The sequence below is a fragment of the Candidatus Contubernalis alkalaceticus genome (assembly GCF_022558445.1).
Classification (GTDB): Bacteria; Bacillota; Dethiobacteria; order SKNC01; family SKNC01; genus Contubernalis; species Contubernalis alkaliaceticus.
Map to the genome: position 1 here is coordinate 1,589,393 of NZ_CP054699.1, position 16,472 is coordinate 1,605,864.

General features: G+C 37.9%; 14 protein-coding genes. 1 reads left to right on the plus strand and 13 read right to left on the minus strand.

Annotated elements, in window-relative coordinates:
- Nucleotides 1-155 precede the first annotated feature (155 nt).
- The 11 genes from HUE98_RS07780 to HUE98_RS07830 form a co-directional block, all read right to left on the minus strand.
- Nucleotides 156-3,659, minus strand: coding sequence for a response regulator (locus HUE98_RS07780; protein ID WP_241423280.1), 3,504 nt, complete (start codon nucleotides 3,657-3,659; stop codon nucleotides 156-158).
- A complete protein-coding gene (locus HUE98_RS07785; RefSeq protein WP_241423281.1) occupies nucleotides 3,652-4,770 on the minus strand; it encodes an FIST signal transduction protein in 1,119 nt (372 codons plus the stop codon). Before HUE98_RS07785 ends, HUE98_RS07780 begins: the two co-directional genes overlap by 8 nt.
- Nucleotides 4,733-6,439: an EAL domain-containing response regulator gene (locus HUE98_RS07790; protein WP_241423282.1), complete on the minus strand. Its 1,707-nt coding sequence runs from the start codon at nucleotides 6,437-6,439 to the stop codon at nucleotides 4,733-4,735. Before HUE98_RS07790 ends, HUE98_RS07785 begins: the two co-directional genes overlap by 38 nt.
- Before the next feature lie 5 nt (nucleotides 6,440-6,444).
- Nucleotides 6,445-7,251: a sensor histidine kinase gene (locus HUE98_RS07795; RefSeq protein ID WP_241423283.1), complete on the minus strand. Its 807-nt coding sequence runs from the start codon at nucleotides 7,249-7,251 to the stop codon at nucleotides 6,445-6,447.
- A 659-nt stretch (nucleotides 7,252-7,910) separates the two neighbouring features.
- Nucleotides 7,911-8,621: a hypothetical protein gene (locus HUE98_RS07800; RefSeq protein ID WP_241423284.1), complete on the minus strand. Its 711-nt coding sequence runs from the start codon at nucleotides 8,619-8,621 to the stop codon at nucleotides 7,911-7,913.
- The gene (locus tag HUE98_RS07805) at nucleotides 8,618-9,493 is read right to left on the minus strand and encodes an ATP-binding cassette domain-containing protein (RefSeq protein ID WP_241423285.1); all 876 of its coding nucleotides are present in this window, start codon (nucleotides 9,491-9,493) and stop codon (nucleotides 8,618-8,620) included. Before HUE98_RS07805 ends, HUE98_RS07800 begins: the two co-directional genes overlap by 4 nt.
- Nucleotides 9,490-9,858 (minus strand): GntR family transcriptional regulator, encoded by a 369-nt coding sequence (locus HUE98_RS07810; RefSeq protein ID WP_318036527.1) that lies wholly within the window; start codon nucleotides 9,856-9,858, stop codon nucleotides 9,490-9,492. Before HUE98_RS07810 ends, HUE98_RS07805 begins: the two co-directional genes overlap by 4 nt.
- A 162-nt stretch (nucleotides 9,859-10,020) precedes the next feature.
- Entirely contained in the window at nucleotides 10,021-11,109 is a 1,089-nt protein-coding gene (locus HUE98_RS07815; protein ID WP_241423286.1) for a DUF362 domain-containing protein, read from the minus strand.
- 246 nt (nucleotides 11,110-11,355) lie between these two features.
- Nucleotides 11,356-11,595, minus strand: coding sequence for a hypothetical protein (locus HUE98_RS07820; protein ID WP_241423287.1), 240 nt, complete (start codon nucleotides 11,593-11,595; stop codon nucleotides 11,356-11,358).
- 45 nt (nucleotides 11,596-11,640) lie between these two features.
- Nucleotides 11,641-12,210, minus strand: a complete 570-nt coding sequence (locus HUE98_RS07825; RefSeq protein WP_241423288.1) for a hypothetical protein — start codon at nucleotides 12,208-12,210, stop codon at nucleotides 11,641-11,643.
- 165 nt (nucleotides 12,211-12,375) lie between these two features.
- Nucleotides 12,376-13,743: an alpha/beta fold hydrolase gene (locus HUE98_RS07830; protein WP_241423289.1), complete on the minus strand. Its 1,368-nt coding sequence runs from the start codon at nucleotides 13,741-13,743 to the stop codon at nucleotides 12,376-12,378.
- A gap of 694 nt (nucleotides 13,744-14,437) precedes the next feature.
- Here HUE98_RS07830 and HUE98_RS07835 point away from each other — a divergent pair.
- Entirely contained in the window at nucleotides 14,438-15,211 is a 774-nt protein-coding gene (locus HUE98_RS07835; protein WP_320415672.1) for a type II toxin-antitoxin system Phd/YefM family antitoxin, read from the plus strand.
- Between the two features lie 554 nt (nucleotides 15,212-15,765).
- On the opposite strand, the gene HUE98_RS07840 is transcribed toward HUE98_RS07835, so the two are convergent.
- Nucleotides 15,766-16,041, minus strand: coding sequence for a hypothetical protein (locus HUE98_RS07840; RefSeq protein ID WP_241423290.1), 276 nt, complete (start codon nucleotides 16,039-16,041; stop codon nucleotides 15,766-15,768).
- Nucleotides 16,042-16,143: 102 nt separating this feature from the next.
- On the minus strand, nucleotides 16,144-16,434 hold the full coding sequence (locus tag HUE98_RS07845) for a HepT-like ribonuclease domain-containing protein (protein WP_241423291.1): 291 nt from the start codon (nucleotides 16,432-16,434) through the stop codon (nucleotides 16,144-16,146).
- Nucleotides 16,435-16,472 lie beyond the last annotated feature (38 nt).

Here is a 16,472-nt window from a genome sequence, read left to right on the forward strand (position 1 = left end):
AATTATTATGTAAGCGCACCTGTTGCTTTCATGCTCACCCACAATTTTAACCAGTAATCAAGTCAATTTTTTTTCTTAATCAGGAGTTCTTGACCATCTAACTGTTCTTCCAACTCAACCAGAGAAGAGTTCTTAATTTCTTCTCTGGTGCAAGCTTAATGCTTTGCCCTGATTTTCTGGATACCTTCCTCCACCATTAAATAAAGTTTTTTAGCATCAATGGGCTTAGAAATATAATCATCCATACCCGCCTGCAAACATCTTTCCATATCACCTTTCATAGCATGAGCTGTCATGGCAATAATTGGAATGTGCTTCCCTGTTTCCTGCTCTTTTTGCCTGATGCGTGCTGTTGCTTGGAAACCGTCCATCTCAGGCATCTGAACATCCATCAATATAAGATCATAAGGATTATTTCCCAAGCATTCCAAAGCTTCCATTCCATTGTTTGCCACACCAACCTTCCAACCTTTCCTGCTCAAAATAGTCGTGGCTAATTTCTGATTCATTATATTATCTTCTACCAGAAGAATCTTAATTATATCACCAGAGTCAATCTGAGGAGTTATTTCATTCTCAGTTATATCTTCCTCAGATTCTATATAAGTTATATTTGGAGCTTGATACTGCTTACCAGCAACTTCTATTAAAGCGTTATAGAGTTCAGACTGTTTAACAGGTTTTACTAAAAAGGCATCTATCTTCAGTTTATTTTTGTCCATTTTATCAAAACGTATATCTATCGAAGAAAGCATCATGATAATAATATTTTCGAAGGAAATTTCTTTCCTGATTATATCAGCAACTGTAAAACCATCCATTTCAGGCATCTGGGCATCTAGTAACACTAGATTAAATGGCATGGGACCTTCATAAAATTCTTTAAGCTTATCTAAACCTTCTTTGCCGCTAGCAACTGCCGTGTTTTTAATTTTCCATTTGTTAAGTATCTCTTGCAATATCATGCGATTAGCTTTATTATCATCAATGATTAAAACTTGAAGGGATGTAAGTTCAAATTCAACAGGTTCAACCTCTTCGAGAGTCTCTTGAGAGGACACTTTGAAAACTATACTGAAGGCAAATGTACTCCCGACACCTTCTTTGCTTTTTACTCGGATTGCCCCCCCCATCATTTCTACCAGTCTTTTTGAGATAGCAAGTCCCAGACCTGTGCCGCCGAATTTTCTGCTCATAGAACCATCTACTTGACTAAAACTTTGAAATATAGATTCTTGTTCATCTTTTGGGATGCCTATACCAGTATCGTGCACAGCAAACTCTAACTTCGCTTTTCCGATACTGCCATCTACTTTTTCCACAGTTACCATTATTTCTCCTGTTTCTGTAAATTTGATAGCATTACTTATAAGATTAACCAACACCTGTTGCAAGCGAGATGGATCACCCATTAAAATGGCCGGCACATCCTTTTTTATATATAATAGAAGTTCCAGCCCTTTTTGATGAGCACGCATGGCTAAACTTGATATAGCCCTTTCCACTGTTTCATTAACATTAAAAAGCATTTCATTTATCTCCAGCTTCCCAGCCTCTATTTTGGAAAAATCAAGAATGTCATTAATGATATTAAGCAGAGAACCGGCAGAATCATTTATCATTTCTATATACTCCCGCTGTTCTGACTTTACCTCCATATCCATAACAAGATCTGTCACCCCGGTAATCACATTTAGAGGAGTGCGAATTTCATGGCTCATATTTGCCAAAAATTCACTTTTTAATCTATTAGCTTTTTCGGCCTGAAGCTTGGCTGCCTCCAACTCTTTGTTTTTCCGCTCGATCTCCATGGTGTAATGGGCTATTTGTTTATCTGCCTTCTTACGTTCTATGGCATTAATAAATATTTCTCCTGCAACATTTAGCAGGGCAATGTTTTCCTCACTCCATGTTCTAAACTCTTTGACGGCATCAAAACCCAGAAATCCCGACAGAGTTTTTCGGTAAAACAGCGGTAACACGACTACAGAACGAATACCCTGTGCTTTTAACATGCTCTGTTCAGATGAGGCTTCTGATGGCATTTCTTCTACGTTAGGAATGTAAATATGTTCTCTGCGCTCAATCTTTTTCATCCACCAGGGTATCAATTCCACTGGAATTCCTTTGAGATTATCTATTTGAGATTCAATACTTTGAGCACACCACTCATGAGTATTATCCACTGCCGATGCATTGGGATTTAAAAGAAACACGTAGCTGCGATCTACATTTACAAACTCTCCTATTGTTCCCAGGGCGTCATTAATACTGTTGTCTATATCATCAGAAGACAGGTTTATGAACTTTGTTGAAATGGAGGTAATAATGTGTTCAAAATCTAAACGGTAGTGAAGGGCACTATTATCTCGAGAAGAAAAAATAGCACCATTTACTCTTTGATCTTCATCAAAAAGAAGATTACCAATAGTTTCAATTTGTAAGTAATGACCATCTGCATGACGATAACGAAATTCTAACCTGTTCGGCGATAATGTTTTTAGTGCCTTCTGAAATGTCTTTAATACCATGTTCAAGTCTTCAGGATGAACATATTCAAAGATTGAATGCCCCAAGAGTTCTTCAGGTTCATAACCCAAAATAGCTTTATTTGAAAGGCTGGCATACTTGATTATGCCATTAACATCTACCTGGGTAATCATATCCATCATGTTATCATTGATGCGTCTTAGGCGCTGCTCACTTTTCATTAAAGCCTTTTCCATCCGTTTACTCTCTGTAATATCCCGCAGCTGTTCAATTATTAGAATTAATTCTCTATTTTCGTTAAAGACAGGGGTACTGCGACAATCTAAAAACACATTAAATTCTGGGACATATTTTTCAAGAGCTGAAATACTATTAGTTGCCAGGGCTTTCTCAGTTACACAAGGCCGGCAGCACTCCTGCCAGCCTAAAAGTTCATAGCATTTTTTCCCAAAAACTTCCTCTGGTGTTTTACCTAAAAACTCATAACCGGCTTTATTGTAGCGTAGTATAGTGTGGTCAGGTTTCTGTACCCCTATTATATCAGGAATACCGTTTAAGACACCTTCTAATAGTTCTGATAGCTCACGGTACTTCCTTTCACTTTCTTTTAAAGCTAAAGTCCTCTTCTCCCGTTCTTCAACTTCTCTTAATAATTGTTTATGAGCAAGGCATCCTTTCAATGAGACAGTAAACTTTAAGAATGCATTCTTCATTTTATTTAATTCTTCTCTTCTAAAAAAAGCGTCAGCATTAAAGGAAAACAGCGTTAATAGCCCTATTTCTTTTAATGGAATTACCATGCATGCTCCATCTTTAATCCAGTTTTCATCAACCAATCCACTTAAAATATCAAGAGGAGTTGTTGTAATAAAGTAGTCATTATCATATATTATAGAAAAAATAGGATGTTCAGGAGAAACGTGTTTTGATGACATATAAAAATCAGGGTTTGCATAGACAAGGGAAGCTCCTTGGTCTTTGTTATTACCCTTTAAAAGTCGATCATAAATCCAAACGGCACTGAAGCTTAAGTTTTTCCGTCCCATTAGCCTTTTCAGGAAAAAATCGCAGTTTTCTTCTAACTCTAAAGATTGCCCAATAACCAATGCCAGCTCATACAGAAGAGATATATCCTGGATAACATTATCAAAGTAACCTTTTCTATTCATAAAAAACTCCTGTCACAATTGTTTTGTTAAAAAATTCAAGATATCCTTCTCCATAAGAAGAGATTTCACCTAGAGTCAACATCCCAAAGGGCAAAATGTCTTCACAAATGGCTGAAAGGTTTTGTTTAACTTTTTTTAATTCTACAGGAAAATTCTTTTCTAGAAACAGCACCCTGGAAATACAATCTATAACCATAGTGTGGGTAATTTTTTCCCCTTTTGCCTCCATACAGTCTGCAGCTGCCTGCCCTGCCGCCTCTATAAGGGCAGTATCAGTCCCTTTTAAAATATCCAGAACACTATTTTCCGGAACTTCTCCTACACAGATAAGTTCCCCTTCTTCACCAACAGCTATAGGATCACGCACAACACATTCTACATAATCTTTTAGCATGCCAAATGGAAAGCCCTTTGCAATGTCAAAAAAGTTATTGGCTGTGAATTTTTTTTCTGAATTATCCTCCACAATTTCTCTATAAACATCATAAGCCTTTTGCCAATTAAGTTCAATTACCCTGTTCTTGCTGGTTTTTGTTGCCACCAATGGTCCCATAATCCGCTCCCAACCATGCCTGACTCCTAATTTACATTCCAGTGCTAGAAATGTAACTATAGCTGCATCCTGGAAAAACCCCTGGGGTGAAAAAAGACAAGGTTTTTGCTCTAGTGAAATTGAACCTGCTCCACCACCGAAATAATTAACAGAACGTGCCAGTCTGCTAAAAAGCTGGGATAAGAAGTCAGCTATATTGCCTGTAAGACCGTCAACCAGAATTAGGGCCGAATGTTTTTTGTCAGCTTCCCCATGTATTGCTGTAAACTCTGGAAGTTGAAAATCATTCCTATCCAAATCGTTTATGACATAAGGACCGTATAAAACCGGAAAGCTTTCTAACACAACTCCACTATCCGTCTGTTTCTCATCATAAATAACTCCAGGGAAGATACCGCCAAAAAAATTAATTTTTTCATCATTTAAGCCTGAGATGAGTTCCGGCACATTTACAGTGCTTTTTTCTCCCATCACAATAAATACAACTCTTCCTTCTGAAGAATTCAACTCTTTAGTAGCTCTAACAATTTCTTGAACTTCTGGGTTGGATAAGTACATTAAACTCCCCTCCCTTTATTAATTCCGCAGCCGGTTTTCCCATATAGTACCCCTGGGCATAGTCAATTCCTATCTTTTTTTGTATTTCATATATTTCTTTATTACTGACAAATTCCGCTATGGTTTTTATACCCATCTTTTTTGAAAAGGCCACTATTGATTCTACTATTGCCATTGATGCTCCCTCATTTGCCAGGCTTGATATGATAGAACCGTCTATTTTCAAATAGTCTACCCCCATATTCAGCAAATGAGAAAAGTTTGAATAACCTGTACCAAAATCATCAATGGCAATTTTGCATCCCGCTTTTTTAACTTTTTGAATAAAACTGTTTACTTGTGTGTAGTTTTTAATATTTTCTACTTCAAGAATTTCAAAAGTTAACTTTGCTGCAGAGCTTATGTTCTTTTCTAATATATCAAACATATATTCCTTCGTGTTATTACTTAACATATCTTCTATCGATATATTAATTGAAAAGTCTCCTTTCATTTCCATACAAAATTCTATGGCCCTGTCAAATACTAATCTTGTTAACTGGGGATATACCTTTGCCCTTTTTGCAAAGTGCAAAAATTCTCCTGGCATAATGATTTTGCCATTTTTCTCTTCAATCCTTAATAAACACTCATGTTTAACAACTAATCCTGTTAAATTACTAATTATAGGTTGATAATAAACCAGCACCCTGTCATCCTCAATGGCTTCTTTAATATTTCTAGTACATTGTATATTTGCGAGAAAGTCTTTATCTTTTCTTATCGTTTCATTATAAACACAGTATTCTTCTCTATGCTCCTTGGCGTCACCCAGAGCCATAAAGGCATTAGATATAACCTTCTCTCCTGATATGGAACGAGTAAATACTTCTGCACCAATACTTATATTGATTCCAATACTTACATTATCATAATCGTATAATTTTTTTGTTAAGACCATATATAACTCTTTCAATATTTTTTCCAGCGTATTATTTGAAGTATCAATTTCTAGAAAGATGGCGAATTCATCAGCTTGTAACCTGTATACAGTTGAAGTATAATCTTCAAAAAAAATTAATAACTTGTTAGCAATAGCAACTAATATGTGATCAGCTGCTGTATTACCAAAAAAATCTACAATTTCTTTAAAAGAATCAATATCCAAAATAATAAGAAATCCTAGCTCTTTTTGTTCAAGGTCAAGCAATAACCTGGTTCTGCTTGGCAGTCCTGTCAATGGATCATTATAGAGTCGTGCAATTGCATTTATCTCCCTATCCTTTATGCTGCTCTGAATAATTCTAGAAACAGTCTGAGTAAATTTTTTCATATTAACTGGTTTAATTAGAAAAAATTTCACTCCTGTTTCAATAGCATTGATTAAAGTATTCGTATCATTATGTGCAGAAATTATTACAGAGTAAATATCCCTGTTGATTTCCTTTATCTGCTTGATCATTTCAAGTCCATCCATAACAGGCATGGAAATGTCTGAAAAAACAATATCAAACTTAGATGGTTCTCGGGTAAACTTGGACAAACCCAGTTCACCATTCTCAGCAACCTCAACTTTTTTAAAAAACTTGTTTAATAGTGCAGTCATTTGCTCTCTACTTTTCTTGTCATCCTCAACATACAGCACTTTCATTAAAGCAGTTTCTTTACGAATATCTTTTAAGTTCAACATATCACCTACTTCTTATCCATTTCTTTTACTCTTTTTGGTAGATAGATGATAAAATGTGTATTACCATTTTTATCATAGATTTTCAATTCCCCTCCTAAAGCTTCTTGAATTATATGATTTATTATATCTAGTTCATAAGCAGGTTCTTTCTTACTTAAAATGACACCTGCATTGTGGCTGATTTCTATCATAAGTTGATACGCGGAATTATTACTAGGCCAGGCTCTAATAATAATCTTTCTATTCTCTGGTTCATGATCTGCAAAGGATTTTATAATACTGGAAATAACACCTAGGAATACATACTGTAAATCATTCTTATATGTATTAATTGTTATCTGGTCATCTATTTCATTTTTAATTTTTATGTTTTTCTTGTATAGCTGTGTCTGCAGCATATCAATAATCGAGTTTAATACTTCATTTAAGTCAATCTTTACAGGGATATCCTCCTGATTAAAAAACTCCATAAAGTCGGTCATCGTTTGGGCTAAGTCGCCAGCAATCTTAACAATTAAATTGGTAGTTTCAATTATTTCTCTCTTATCTTCATCTAATTCTACAGAAATAGCAACATTTGCTGCAGCTAAACTAATACTGTTTAATGGCTGTCTCCATTGATGCGCTATAGAATTAATAATGTCTCCAATTAACGCCTGTCGTGATTTTTGAATTAGAAACGTATTCTTTTCCTGATTTTTTAATTGCTCTTTTTCTACTATGGTTTTTAAATCCTCATTTGAACAAGAAAGCTTATCTATTAAAAGCTGTAATTTTTGCACTTTTTCCTGTAATTCATGTTGACTTTTCATGAAAAAACCTCCCAGGTATATTCTCAAAGAACTATTTTCACATTATTATGACTGATTACTTCACTATCCCTTGGATACAGTTTTTCCCTAGGGTGACTTTATTCTTATTAATACTTTTATCGTCAAGCATTATCATTACTTGACATGTTTAAAATTTCTTTTTCCAACGTAAGTGACTTTATAAATATTGTTTTTAAATATAACATGATTAAATCACACTAAGTAAGCTGAGCTTTTTTCTTCAAGCTGGTGAACAAATCTTATTGAAAAAAATTTTTAGTGAAGCAAAATACATCCTATTTTAAATGCACATAATTGCAGGTACACCTTTTTACTGCAAAGAAGCAGTTACTGCCTGCTGAGCAGCACAAATATTAATAAAAAAAAAGAAAACCCCCTTCAATTTTTGAAGAGGGTTTATCTTAAAAACTGAAAAAAAAACTGAAATTCTAGTCAAACACACAGGCTGTGGTGGTGGTAGTCCTGAGAAGGCGATTCAAAATGTTGTAGAAGGACTTATAGAAGCTGAAAACAAAGCCATAGAAGCTGAAAGTGATAGGAATGTAAACGATGATACAAAAAATGATATGTGTAGTCTATTATATTACAAAAAGCTTTTATTTACATTGAGGCTGCTATTTATCTAAGAACTTAGTGATTTATCTGGGTTTGGGATTAAGGGATGCATCCCGCATCATGGGATACGTGCTGAATAGTGCAAACAGACCCAATGATCCAAGAATGGTAAAACCTATCACAGCATCCAATCCCAAGGACCTTACCCATTGAAACCATGTCTCCAGCACTCCACCATAGTACAGGAATAAACAAATAATTGTTAATACCGTAATTAAAAATAGCATTCGCACGGAGCCCAGGCGGTACCATGCGCAAAAAAGTAAGAAAGATAATCCAAAGATAAAGAGGCCAAACATTATATCAATCCATAAATATGGTAAAAACTGGTACTCGGGCCTAAAAAATATGGCAGGATGCAAAATACTTGACCAGCCAAAAAGCTGATTATATACAATTATCATGATATATTGACAGAAATTCAGGAAGAGTATGGTAAAAGCGACAACCCCCAGGCCGGTTACATAAAACGCTTTCAAAAAATGTATCCTCGTGCTGCCCATGCCAATGGCAATTGGAAAGTACATTTTAAATGCTACCATAGAAAAGAGGACAATATGAATGTAAGCTGGAACTGGGATACTAGTAATAACCCCTTCATGCAGGTTGAATACCAGCCCGGTAATGATCCAAGCTATCATCAGAGGGATTGTGATATAGAGAAAAAGTACTCTGCCAAAGTACCATTTCATCTCATTATAAATTAAAAGAGTGTTTCCATAGAAAGTGTTCATACTGATACCTCCTCATCTCTGGTAATATTTAGTAAATAATCCTGCATTTTTGCCTTCTCAATAGAAAGCCCGTAAGTTTGCGCCGTTTCTTTCCATTCTTTGGAATAAGCAGCATCGATCATGGCTTTCACCATGTTTCCGGCTTCAATATGTTCCAGAATCTTTTGGCTGGTCACTACTTTTTCCAAAGTATTTTTTTCCCCAGTTAACCAGATTCCTCTTTCTCTCATTCCTTCTATTTCTTTGTGCATAAGCAATTTGCCATTATGAAGTACTATGAGAGATTCACATAATGGCTGGACTTCCTCTATATGGTGAGTAGAGAGTAATATCAGTCTTGGATGATTTTCATGGCTTTCCAGTAATGCCTTATACAGTTTTTTTCTTATTCCTGCATCCAGTCCGCTGATTGGTTCATCAAATATAGTGATATTTGCATGACTGGAAAGGCCTATGATAAACTGCAGCGCAGTTTTCATTCCCTTGGACAATTTAGTTATTGTTTTCTTTTCATCTAATTTAAATATGTTAAGCAGTTGTTCCGCAGTCTCTTGACTCCAATTTGGGTTGTAATATTGGCCGAAACGAAAAGCGTTACGAACAGTCCAAAGTGTACTGAAAGGGTGATCTTCCTGCATAAAACAAAGATGCTGTACTGCCTGTTCATTATTGTAAGGAGCCAGGCCCATAATTTGAATGCTTCCCTCATCAGGCCTCAGGTGTCCGGCCAGAAGCTTCATAAGCGTTGTTTTACCGGCTCCGTTACGGCCCCAAAGGCAAGTGATGACAGGCTCATTTTCTTCAAGGGTAATGCTCCGCAGTATAGGGTTATCCTTTTCGTAGCCAAAAATGACGTTATCGATACGAATCACTTTCTCTCATCCTCCTTTATGATTTCAATGACCTCTTTCACACTCATTCCAAGTCTCTTTGCCTCATTTAAAAGCGGTAGGATATAATTACTGCGGTACTGATTTTGTCTTTCTGCCAATAATTTTGCTCTGGCTCCCTTTTTGACAAACATCCCTATGCCCCGTTGTTTGTATATTATCTCTGCTTCAACTAAGGATTGAAGTCCATTACGGACAGTAGCCCTGTTGATGTTATAAAAACGGGATATTTCATTTTCGGAAGGGATCTTTTCTTCTTCTTTTATATGGCCTTCAATAATCTCATCCATGATCATTTGGGCAATTTGTTGGAAGATCGGTTGAGATTCGTCTAAATACGCTTTCAAAAAGTTCCCTCCCTCCTTGCTTGTGAATGGATTCTTATGATTTAAATTGCTAGGTTGTATACTTGTATAATCAACCATACCACATTGGGCAGCGATAGTAAAGGCTTAAATTAAAAAAACCCTCACCCCGGGAAAACAGGGAAGAGAGTATTAAACCACTGCTCAGTTATTGATAAAATGTTCCTCCAAATATTTTACAATGTCCCGGGCTTTTGGAGGGCAACCGGAAACATTTCTGTTAAACTTTGCCGTACACATTCCTATGCCCAGGGAGGATGATTCAATATCTTTATATTTTCTGCCGATAAATATTTTCACTGGTATTTTCTCCAGTGCTCCCCTCTCCTCCAGGCGGGAAAGGGCATGGATAAGTGCTCCGTAACAAGGGGAACAGGCTCCCCCCTCTTCAATATGTTCGGCCAGCCTTCTTACCCGGGGAGAAGGTTTTAGGGTAATTTGGGGATAGTTGTCCAGCCGGTATTCTTTCACCACGGTATCGTTATTAAACAGCTTTCCAATCCCCATTTGGTTTGACATAGATATGTAAGGAATTTCTTCAACCTCCACTCCGATTAGTTCTGCTGAATAAGAATCAACGAGAACCGGATCCGTCCCCCCAATAATTCGCCCCATTTCCACCGGGTTACCTCCCTCTTCATGGGTCAAATCCCCGATGACGGCATCCACAATGATCAGGTCTGTTTTTACTAGGGAGTTAAGTTCAGCAATGGGCTTATGCAGTCCCAAATCATGAAACCGCCTCTTCTCTTTGTCAGGAATTAAGCCTTTTAAATTTTTAAGGGCGCAGGTAAGCCTGGTTTGGCAGTGGGATTTCAGCACGGGTAAGTTAATGAGATAATCAATTTCCAACACCATTTCACAAAGGGAAATGGTCAGATTCTTTCCCTTTTTCTTAATCGCTTTATCTTTTTTCATGTCAATCAGGTCAATATTGTATTCCCTGGCAAGCTTTTCATATCCGCAAACTTTAAACGCTTTCATTGTGCTGTCCCCAACCCAGGAACTTTCCATAATCACCAGGTTGTTAAACCCTTTTTCTATTAAATGCTCGATAACCCCTCTTGTCACCTGGGGTGAAGTGGTAGCTCCAGAATCGGAAGGCTTAGAGACCACCAAATTGGGTTTCAAAGCAATTAGGGCATCTTTATTCCATTCTTTTTCGGGACTCATGCTCTCCAGCAGTTCTCTGACCATAGAATAAGAGTCTCTTCCGTATATAACATGCAGCAAGATATCAATATACTCCTTTCCTGTAGGAAGCTGCCTTTTGGCAGGTGATTCTCATTCCCAGGTACCGATAGCCCCGCCAATAAATGCTAACATAAACAAATTTCTTTCCGATAGGGGGGTATTCTAAAAAAGTAACATTATTGAATATTATTTCTTATTATTCTAAAGATATTTCTATTTTTGATCAATCTGTTCGGATGAATATCCTGTTAATTATACATTTACTTATTTACTTGCAAATTCCTTCTAATAAGAGCAAATGTATTCTGTCAGCTCTTTCTGGGCCAGGCCCCTTCTGAGAGTAACTGAAAGGGCGTTAGGCTTTCTGGTTCTGAAGTGGTTAACTTTTTTTGAATCGTCAAAAGACATCTTCGGATAATCTTGTTTTTTCTCCGGTGAAGATAATATAACTAAGGGCAGGCTGCCCAGGCCGGTTTCGTAAATTTCTTTAACCTGCCCGGCGCTATTAAGAAAAATAATATTCATAGAGGAAGGTTCTAAAAGGATGCTGACACTGTGTTGGCAGAACCCTTATGAATTATGTGAACCCAGTTCTTGGCCGGCACGATGAATCAAGTGTTGGAGGAAAATTAATGAAATAAATGCCAAGATTATGAGAATCACCAATAATCCTTTAAATTCAGCCAGTATAGTATACATAAATGGAGCAGCAGCCAGCATTGCTGAAGATAATGCCAGGTAAAATCGCCAGACTGAATTATTATAATGGTAAAGGTCAGCTAATGCCATCTCCTCTGCCAGTTCTGAAATAGCCCGGGATATGTAATAAACCATTAATATGTGAATGATTATATAGGCCTGCCCGATTAGTACCATCAGTAAGTTCTGATTTGTGATTGGATACATTAATAAGTTTTGTTCAGGGGTTTCATAAAGGTTGGGAAGTGATAAAAGAATTAACGCTCCCGCAAAAGGCCTGGCTTTATAAAAGTAATCATGCTGCTGAGCCAGTCCGTTTAAAGCATTATAAATAATAATGAAGCCAATAAATTCAGGTAGGATATTAAACCCTCCGAATCTAATATTTATCAGCACCAGCAAAAATCCCCAGAAAAGGTTGTTATAATAGTTCCAGTACAATTAAAACTCCTCCCAAGCTCTAACCAGCCTTTTTAAATCACTAAAATAAGACCAGGGCTCTAGTTTAATTATCTTTAGAGCCGAACCCTGCATCTGCCGAAACAGTCTAGGGCTTTTTGTTGGCTGTTTGGATATGGAAGATTGCGTGTTTGAAGTAATAAAATATTATTTTGGTATTATCCAGCTGGCTATGTCGTCCACAACTTCCTTGGAAACATTTCCGGGTTGGAAATATTCCTCTGGAGTGCTTTTTCCCTGTCCCTCAATAAATAGATGGTTTAAACCGGGATAAGATTTAAATACCACATCTTCCCGGGATAATAGGGTTTCCTGCCATACTTCAAAGTCCTCCATGGTGACCTGGTAATCTCTTTCTCCCTGCAAGATTAGCAGGGGCATTGATAGTTCTTTTGCCATCTGAGGAGGGTTGTAATCTCTCAGGTCAAGCCAGTAGGCCGCCGGTATTTCCAGTGGCAGGTCCTGGGGAGAGGTATCTGGAGACAGGGCAGGGTCTTTAACTCTGGTTACCTGCTCCTCTATTTTTTTTAACTCCTCTTCCATTTCAGGAGCAGGGGGGCCGTCTAAATAAGTCAGGTAAGTAACCTGTTCCAGGATCAAATCCTCCAGTGGGCGTGCTGCGCCGGCCAGGAGAATCAACCCGGCGATGTCAGGGCCCTCATCCCCTATACGAGGGGCTGCAGTAGCGCCCAGGCTGTGTCCGAGAATGTATATCTGACTGGGGTCAATATTTTCTGTATTTCTTAGAAGAGATACTGCTTCCAGAGCATCTTCTGCGGTTTCTTCCCATATGGTTAAAATGTCTGTTTGACCGACAAGTTTATGCGCATGCTCTTTTGTACGCTTTTCGTAGCGGAGCACTGCAATACCCTGGGAAGCCAGACCCTGAGCCAGGTCCTTGAAGGGCTTGTTGGGGCCTATTGCTTCGTCACGGTCCTGTGGGCCGGAGCCGTGGACTAAAACTACTGCAGGGAATGGGCCGGAACCACCGGGAACGGAAAGTGTTCCCGGTAGATCCCATGGGTCGGTGCCAATTACAACCTCACTTTCTGAGAAAAGGCCCGGCTGTACATAGGAAGGTGTGCTGTATGAGCTGTCATCGACTCCTTCCGCAGGCAGGAACCATAAGCCGGATATTCTTTTGTCCTCATTGAATACCACCTGGATGACAATCTTGTCATTTTCAAACTGAGTGGTTACAAAGACCACATCGTACCCATTGACTACATCTGTCCCCTTGTCCACTTGCCCGGTATAAGATCCTACCTGTCCTAACAAAGTTTCCCAGGTTTCGGAAAGTGTTTTTGCAGACATGGCCCGTTTCATAGGAGCATCAAAGTAGTAATCCACGACCCGTTCAAATTCACCTGCTGCCATTTTATTAACGAAATCTTCAGCCAGGTCTGTAATCTCACCCTCCAGAGGAGGATCATCCACCTTAGTGTCACTGCCGCAGGACAGAGCAGTTACTGCCAGCATCATAACAAGAAACAACAATAGCCCACGTTTTAACAAAAAAAATCACCCCTTTCTAGATTCTAACATACCACATACCTAAGGGTTCTTCAAGAACATGATGTTACCTTACTGGACAATGCCAGGCACAAATCACCCTTGGAAATACCCCTATTGAACTGTATGGCTTCACCCTGCCCCTTATCTACTATACCGGAGACAAGGTATAAAAATTTTTATTTGAGACCCAAATGTTGAGGGATTAGGACTGTTTTGACTAATTTTAAATATCACTTTTATATATGCCCGGAGATTCCGTAACTTGCCTTACGGCAATTTCCACCAGTTACCAGTTAATTTGTCATGCTTTTTTCATCTACCTCAACGCTGATTACAGCCTAATTTGCACCGTGTTTTTACGTGATTGTCTGCAGGACATCATATTTGGTGTATATCCGCCATGAAAATCAGAGTCGTGGGCTATTTGAAACTCGAACTTATTAGCGATTTAATGTAATAGCTGATCACAGTAATCGGTATTTTACCGGTTAAGATCTTATTACGGTATTTAGTTGACCAGACATATGCCAGAGTTTCCCGTAAGAATTATAAAGATCCTTCATCATAGATCTCGTTTTTAGCCACACAGCGTACGAAAAAATGCATAATATAGTGCAAAAATATATAATATAGCGTACTAATTTCTTGCATATAAAGGTCTTCTCTGGTAAAATATTACCGGAGGTGGTTAGTTGTGAAATCGATTAATTACAAAGAAGGTGTTGTGATAACAGCAACTGAGCTTAAGCAAAATTTAGGGAAGTATCTGGATTTTGTTGAACAGCAAAATGATGTGGTAATCACAAAAAACGGCAGTAAAATTGCCCGCTTAACTCCATATGTAACAGATATTGAACAGTATTTTATCACAAGGGAAAATGCGCTGGATTATCAGTACGGTGGGAAGAAGGTTTCCTATGAAGAGTTTATGGAGATTTCTGAGAAAAGTACACTGAGAATGGAATTTATTAATGGCGAAATTTATTTACTGGCTTCTCCTGATATCAGGCATCAGGAGATTCTTGCAAGATTACACTTAACGGTTAATGAATATTTCAAAGACAATAAGTGCAGAGTATTTTTTGCTCCTTTCGATGTGCATTTTAAAAAGAACATTATTAATGAGACTGATGTCATGCAGCCCGATATGCTTGTAGTCTGTGACCTGGAGGGTAATGTTACGGAAAATAGCCGTTATATGGGCACGCCGACATTGGTTGTTGAAATTCTATCTGATAATACGCGCAGCAAGGATATGATTACGAAGCTTGATACTTACAGACTCTCGGGAGTGCATGAATATTGGATTATTGACCCAAAACAAGAGAGTATAATGATTTATGGTTTTACTAACTACGAAATCTACCGGGTAAAGACTTTTGAAAAAGGCGCTAATGCAGAGTCACAATTTTTTAATGGATTATCGACAAATGTGGATGCTTTGTTTAATGAATTGTTGTCTCCATAGTTAATTATGACGCAACGCCCGACAAATTATGAAATATCGGCAAGTCAAACAAAACGTCCCCATGACTCCCCTCCCCGTCCCCTTGACTCCCTTCATTTCTCTCTCGCAGGGCTTTGCTTGATATACTGGGGGAGCCACAATACTATAGACAGCGGTGATACAGCGAAATACAAGAGAATGACTGCTATGACCTTAAGCGAAAAGCCATTGGCTAAATCTAACCAAAATACAAGGTTGTATGCTAAAAAAATATTGATTGACTAAAGGAACCAGTAACGGAAATTTACTAAAAATACTTTAGTGCTTTAAAGTTATGGGGACTGACCCCGGGCATTATTGCAAATTAATAAAAATACAATTAAAAATTACAGCAGCCGGGGTTGTGGATATGTGGTCAACGCGAAGCGTTGTCCAAGCAGTTTGTGGGGTCTGTGGGTAACTCTTTAGAGTTATCCATCAGAATCCACAACTGCGGCATATCCACAACCCAAGTATTTTTGTCCCTACTCTTTAGCGGACTAAATTTCCGGCAATCTACGGACAATTAACAACGTCTATTTCTGTACACTTTGCATTAGCAGTAACACCCCAGGGCCGCCGTGGAGGAAAAGTAGCACAGGATTTTTGGTATTAGTTCCTCGAATAGATATCCACTGTTTAACCTCACCCAAGACGAATGGCTCCGGAGTTTCAATACCATTGACTGTATTGATGGCAAAGGCGCTGCGAACCTGGTCTTTCTCATAAGATACATAAAGAAAGCCTGTTCCCATTATTAAAACTGCCAGGGTGCTAATGAGAATCAGGATGTATTTAAGAATCTTTAACAAGCTGAGGAATAGGGCCTCGTTAGGGAAATCCTGGAATGCTCATGAAGTGTTTCTTGGAATTACAGGCATTCTTACTTATCTCCTATATATCCGTCAAAAGTATTAAATTTTTATCAACTCTTTTATTTGTTTTTTTGCCTTAGGTATATCTTTTGTCGCTATTGTCCACACAATATTTAAATCGATGCCAAAATATTCGTGGATTAAAATATTCCTTAAGCCGGCCATTTGTCTCCAGGGAATTTGTGCATGCTTTTCTCTAACATCTACAGGGACATTTTTTGCTGCTTCACCTATTACTTCTAGGTTTCTGACTACAGCATCTATTACGATGTTTTTAGTAGAAAATTCTTCATATGATAAATCACCAATATACTCCTGTATTTTGTTCATGCAATCTATCATATCCTCTAGAAACATAACATAGTTCC

What these genes read in the sequence shown, in the direction of transcription:
- HUE98_RS07780 (WP_241423280.1), bottom strand. Translation starts at nt 3,659, where the DNA reads ATGAATAGAAAAGGTTACTTTGATAATGTTATCCAGGATATATCTCTT.
- HUE98_RS07785 (WP_241423281.1), bottom strand. Translation starts at nt 4,770, where the DNA reads ATGTACTTATCCAACCCAGAAGTTCAAGAAATTGTTAGAGCTACTAAA.
- HUE98_RS07790 (WP_241423282.1), bottom strand. Translation starts at nt 6,439, where the DNA reads ATGTTGAACTTAAAAGATATTCGTAAAGAAACTGCTTTAATGAAAGTG.
- HUE98_RS07795 (WP_241423283.1), bottom strand. Translation starts at nt 7,251, where the DNA reads ATGAAAAGTCAACATGAATTACAGGAAAAAGTGCAAAAATTACAGCTT.
- HUE98_RS07800 (WP_241423284.1), bottom strand. Translation starts at nt 8,621, where the DNA reads ATGAACACTTTCTATGGAAACACTCTTTTAATTTATAATGAGATGAAA.
- HUE98_RS07820 (WP_241423287.1), bottom strand. Translation starts at nt 11,595, where the DNA reads ATGAATATTATTTTTCTTAATAGCGCCGGGCAGGTTAAAGAAATTTAC.
- HUE98_RS07845 (WP_241423291.1), bottom strand. Translation starts at nt 16,434, where the DNA reads ATGAACAAAATACAGGAGTATATTGGTGATTTATCATATGAAGAATTT.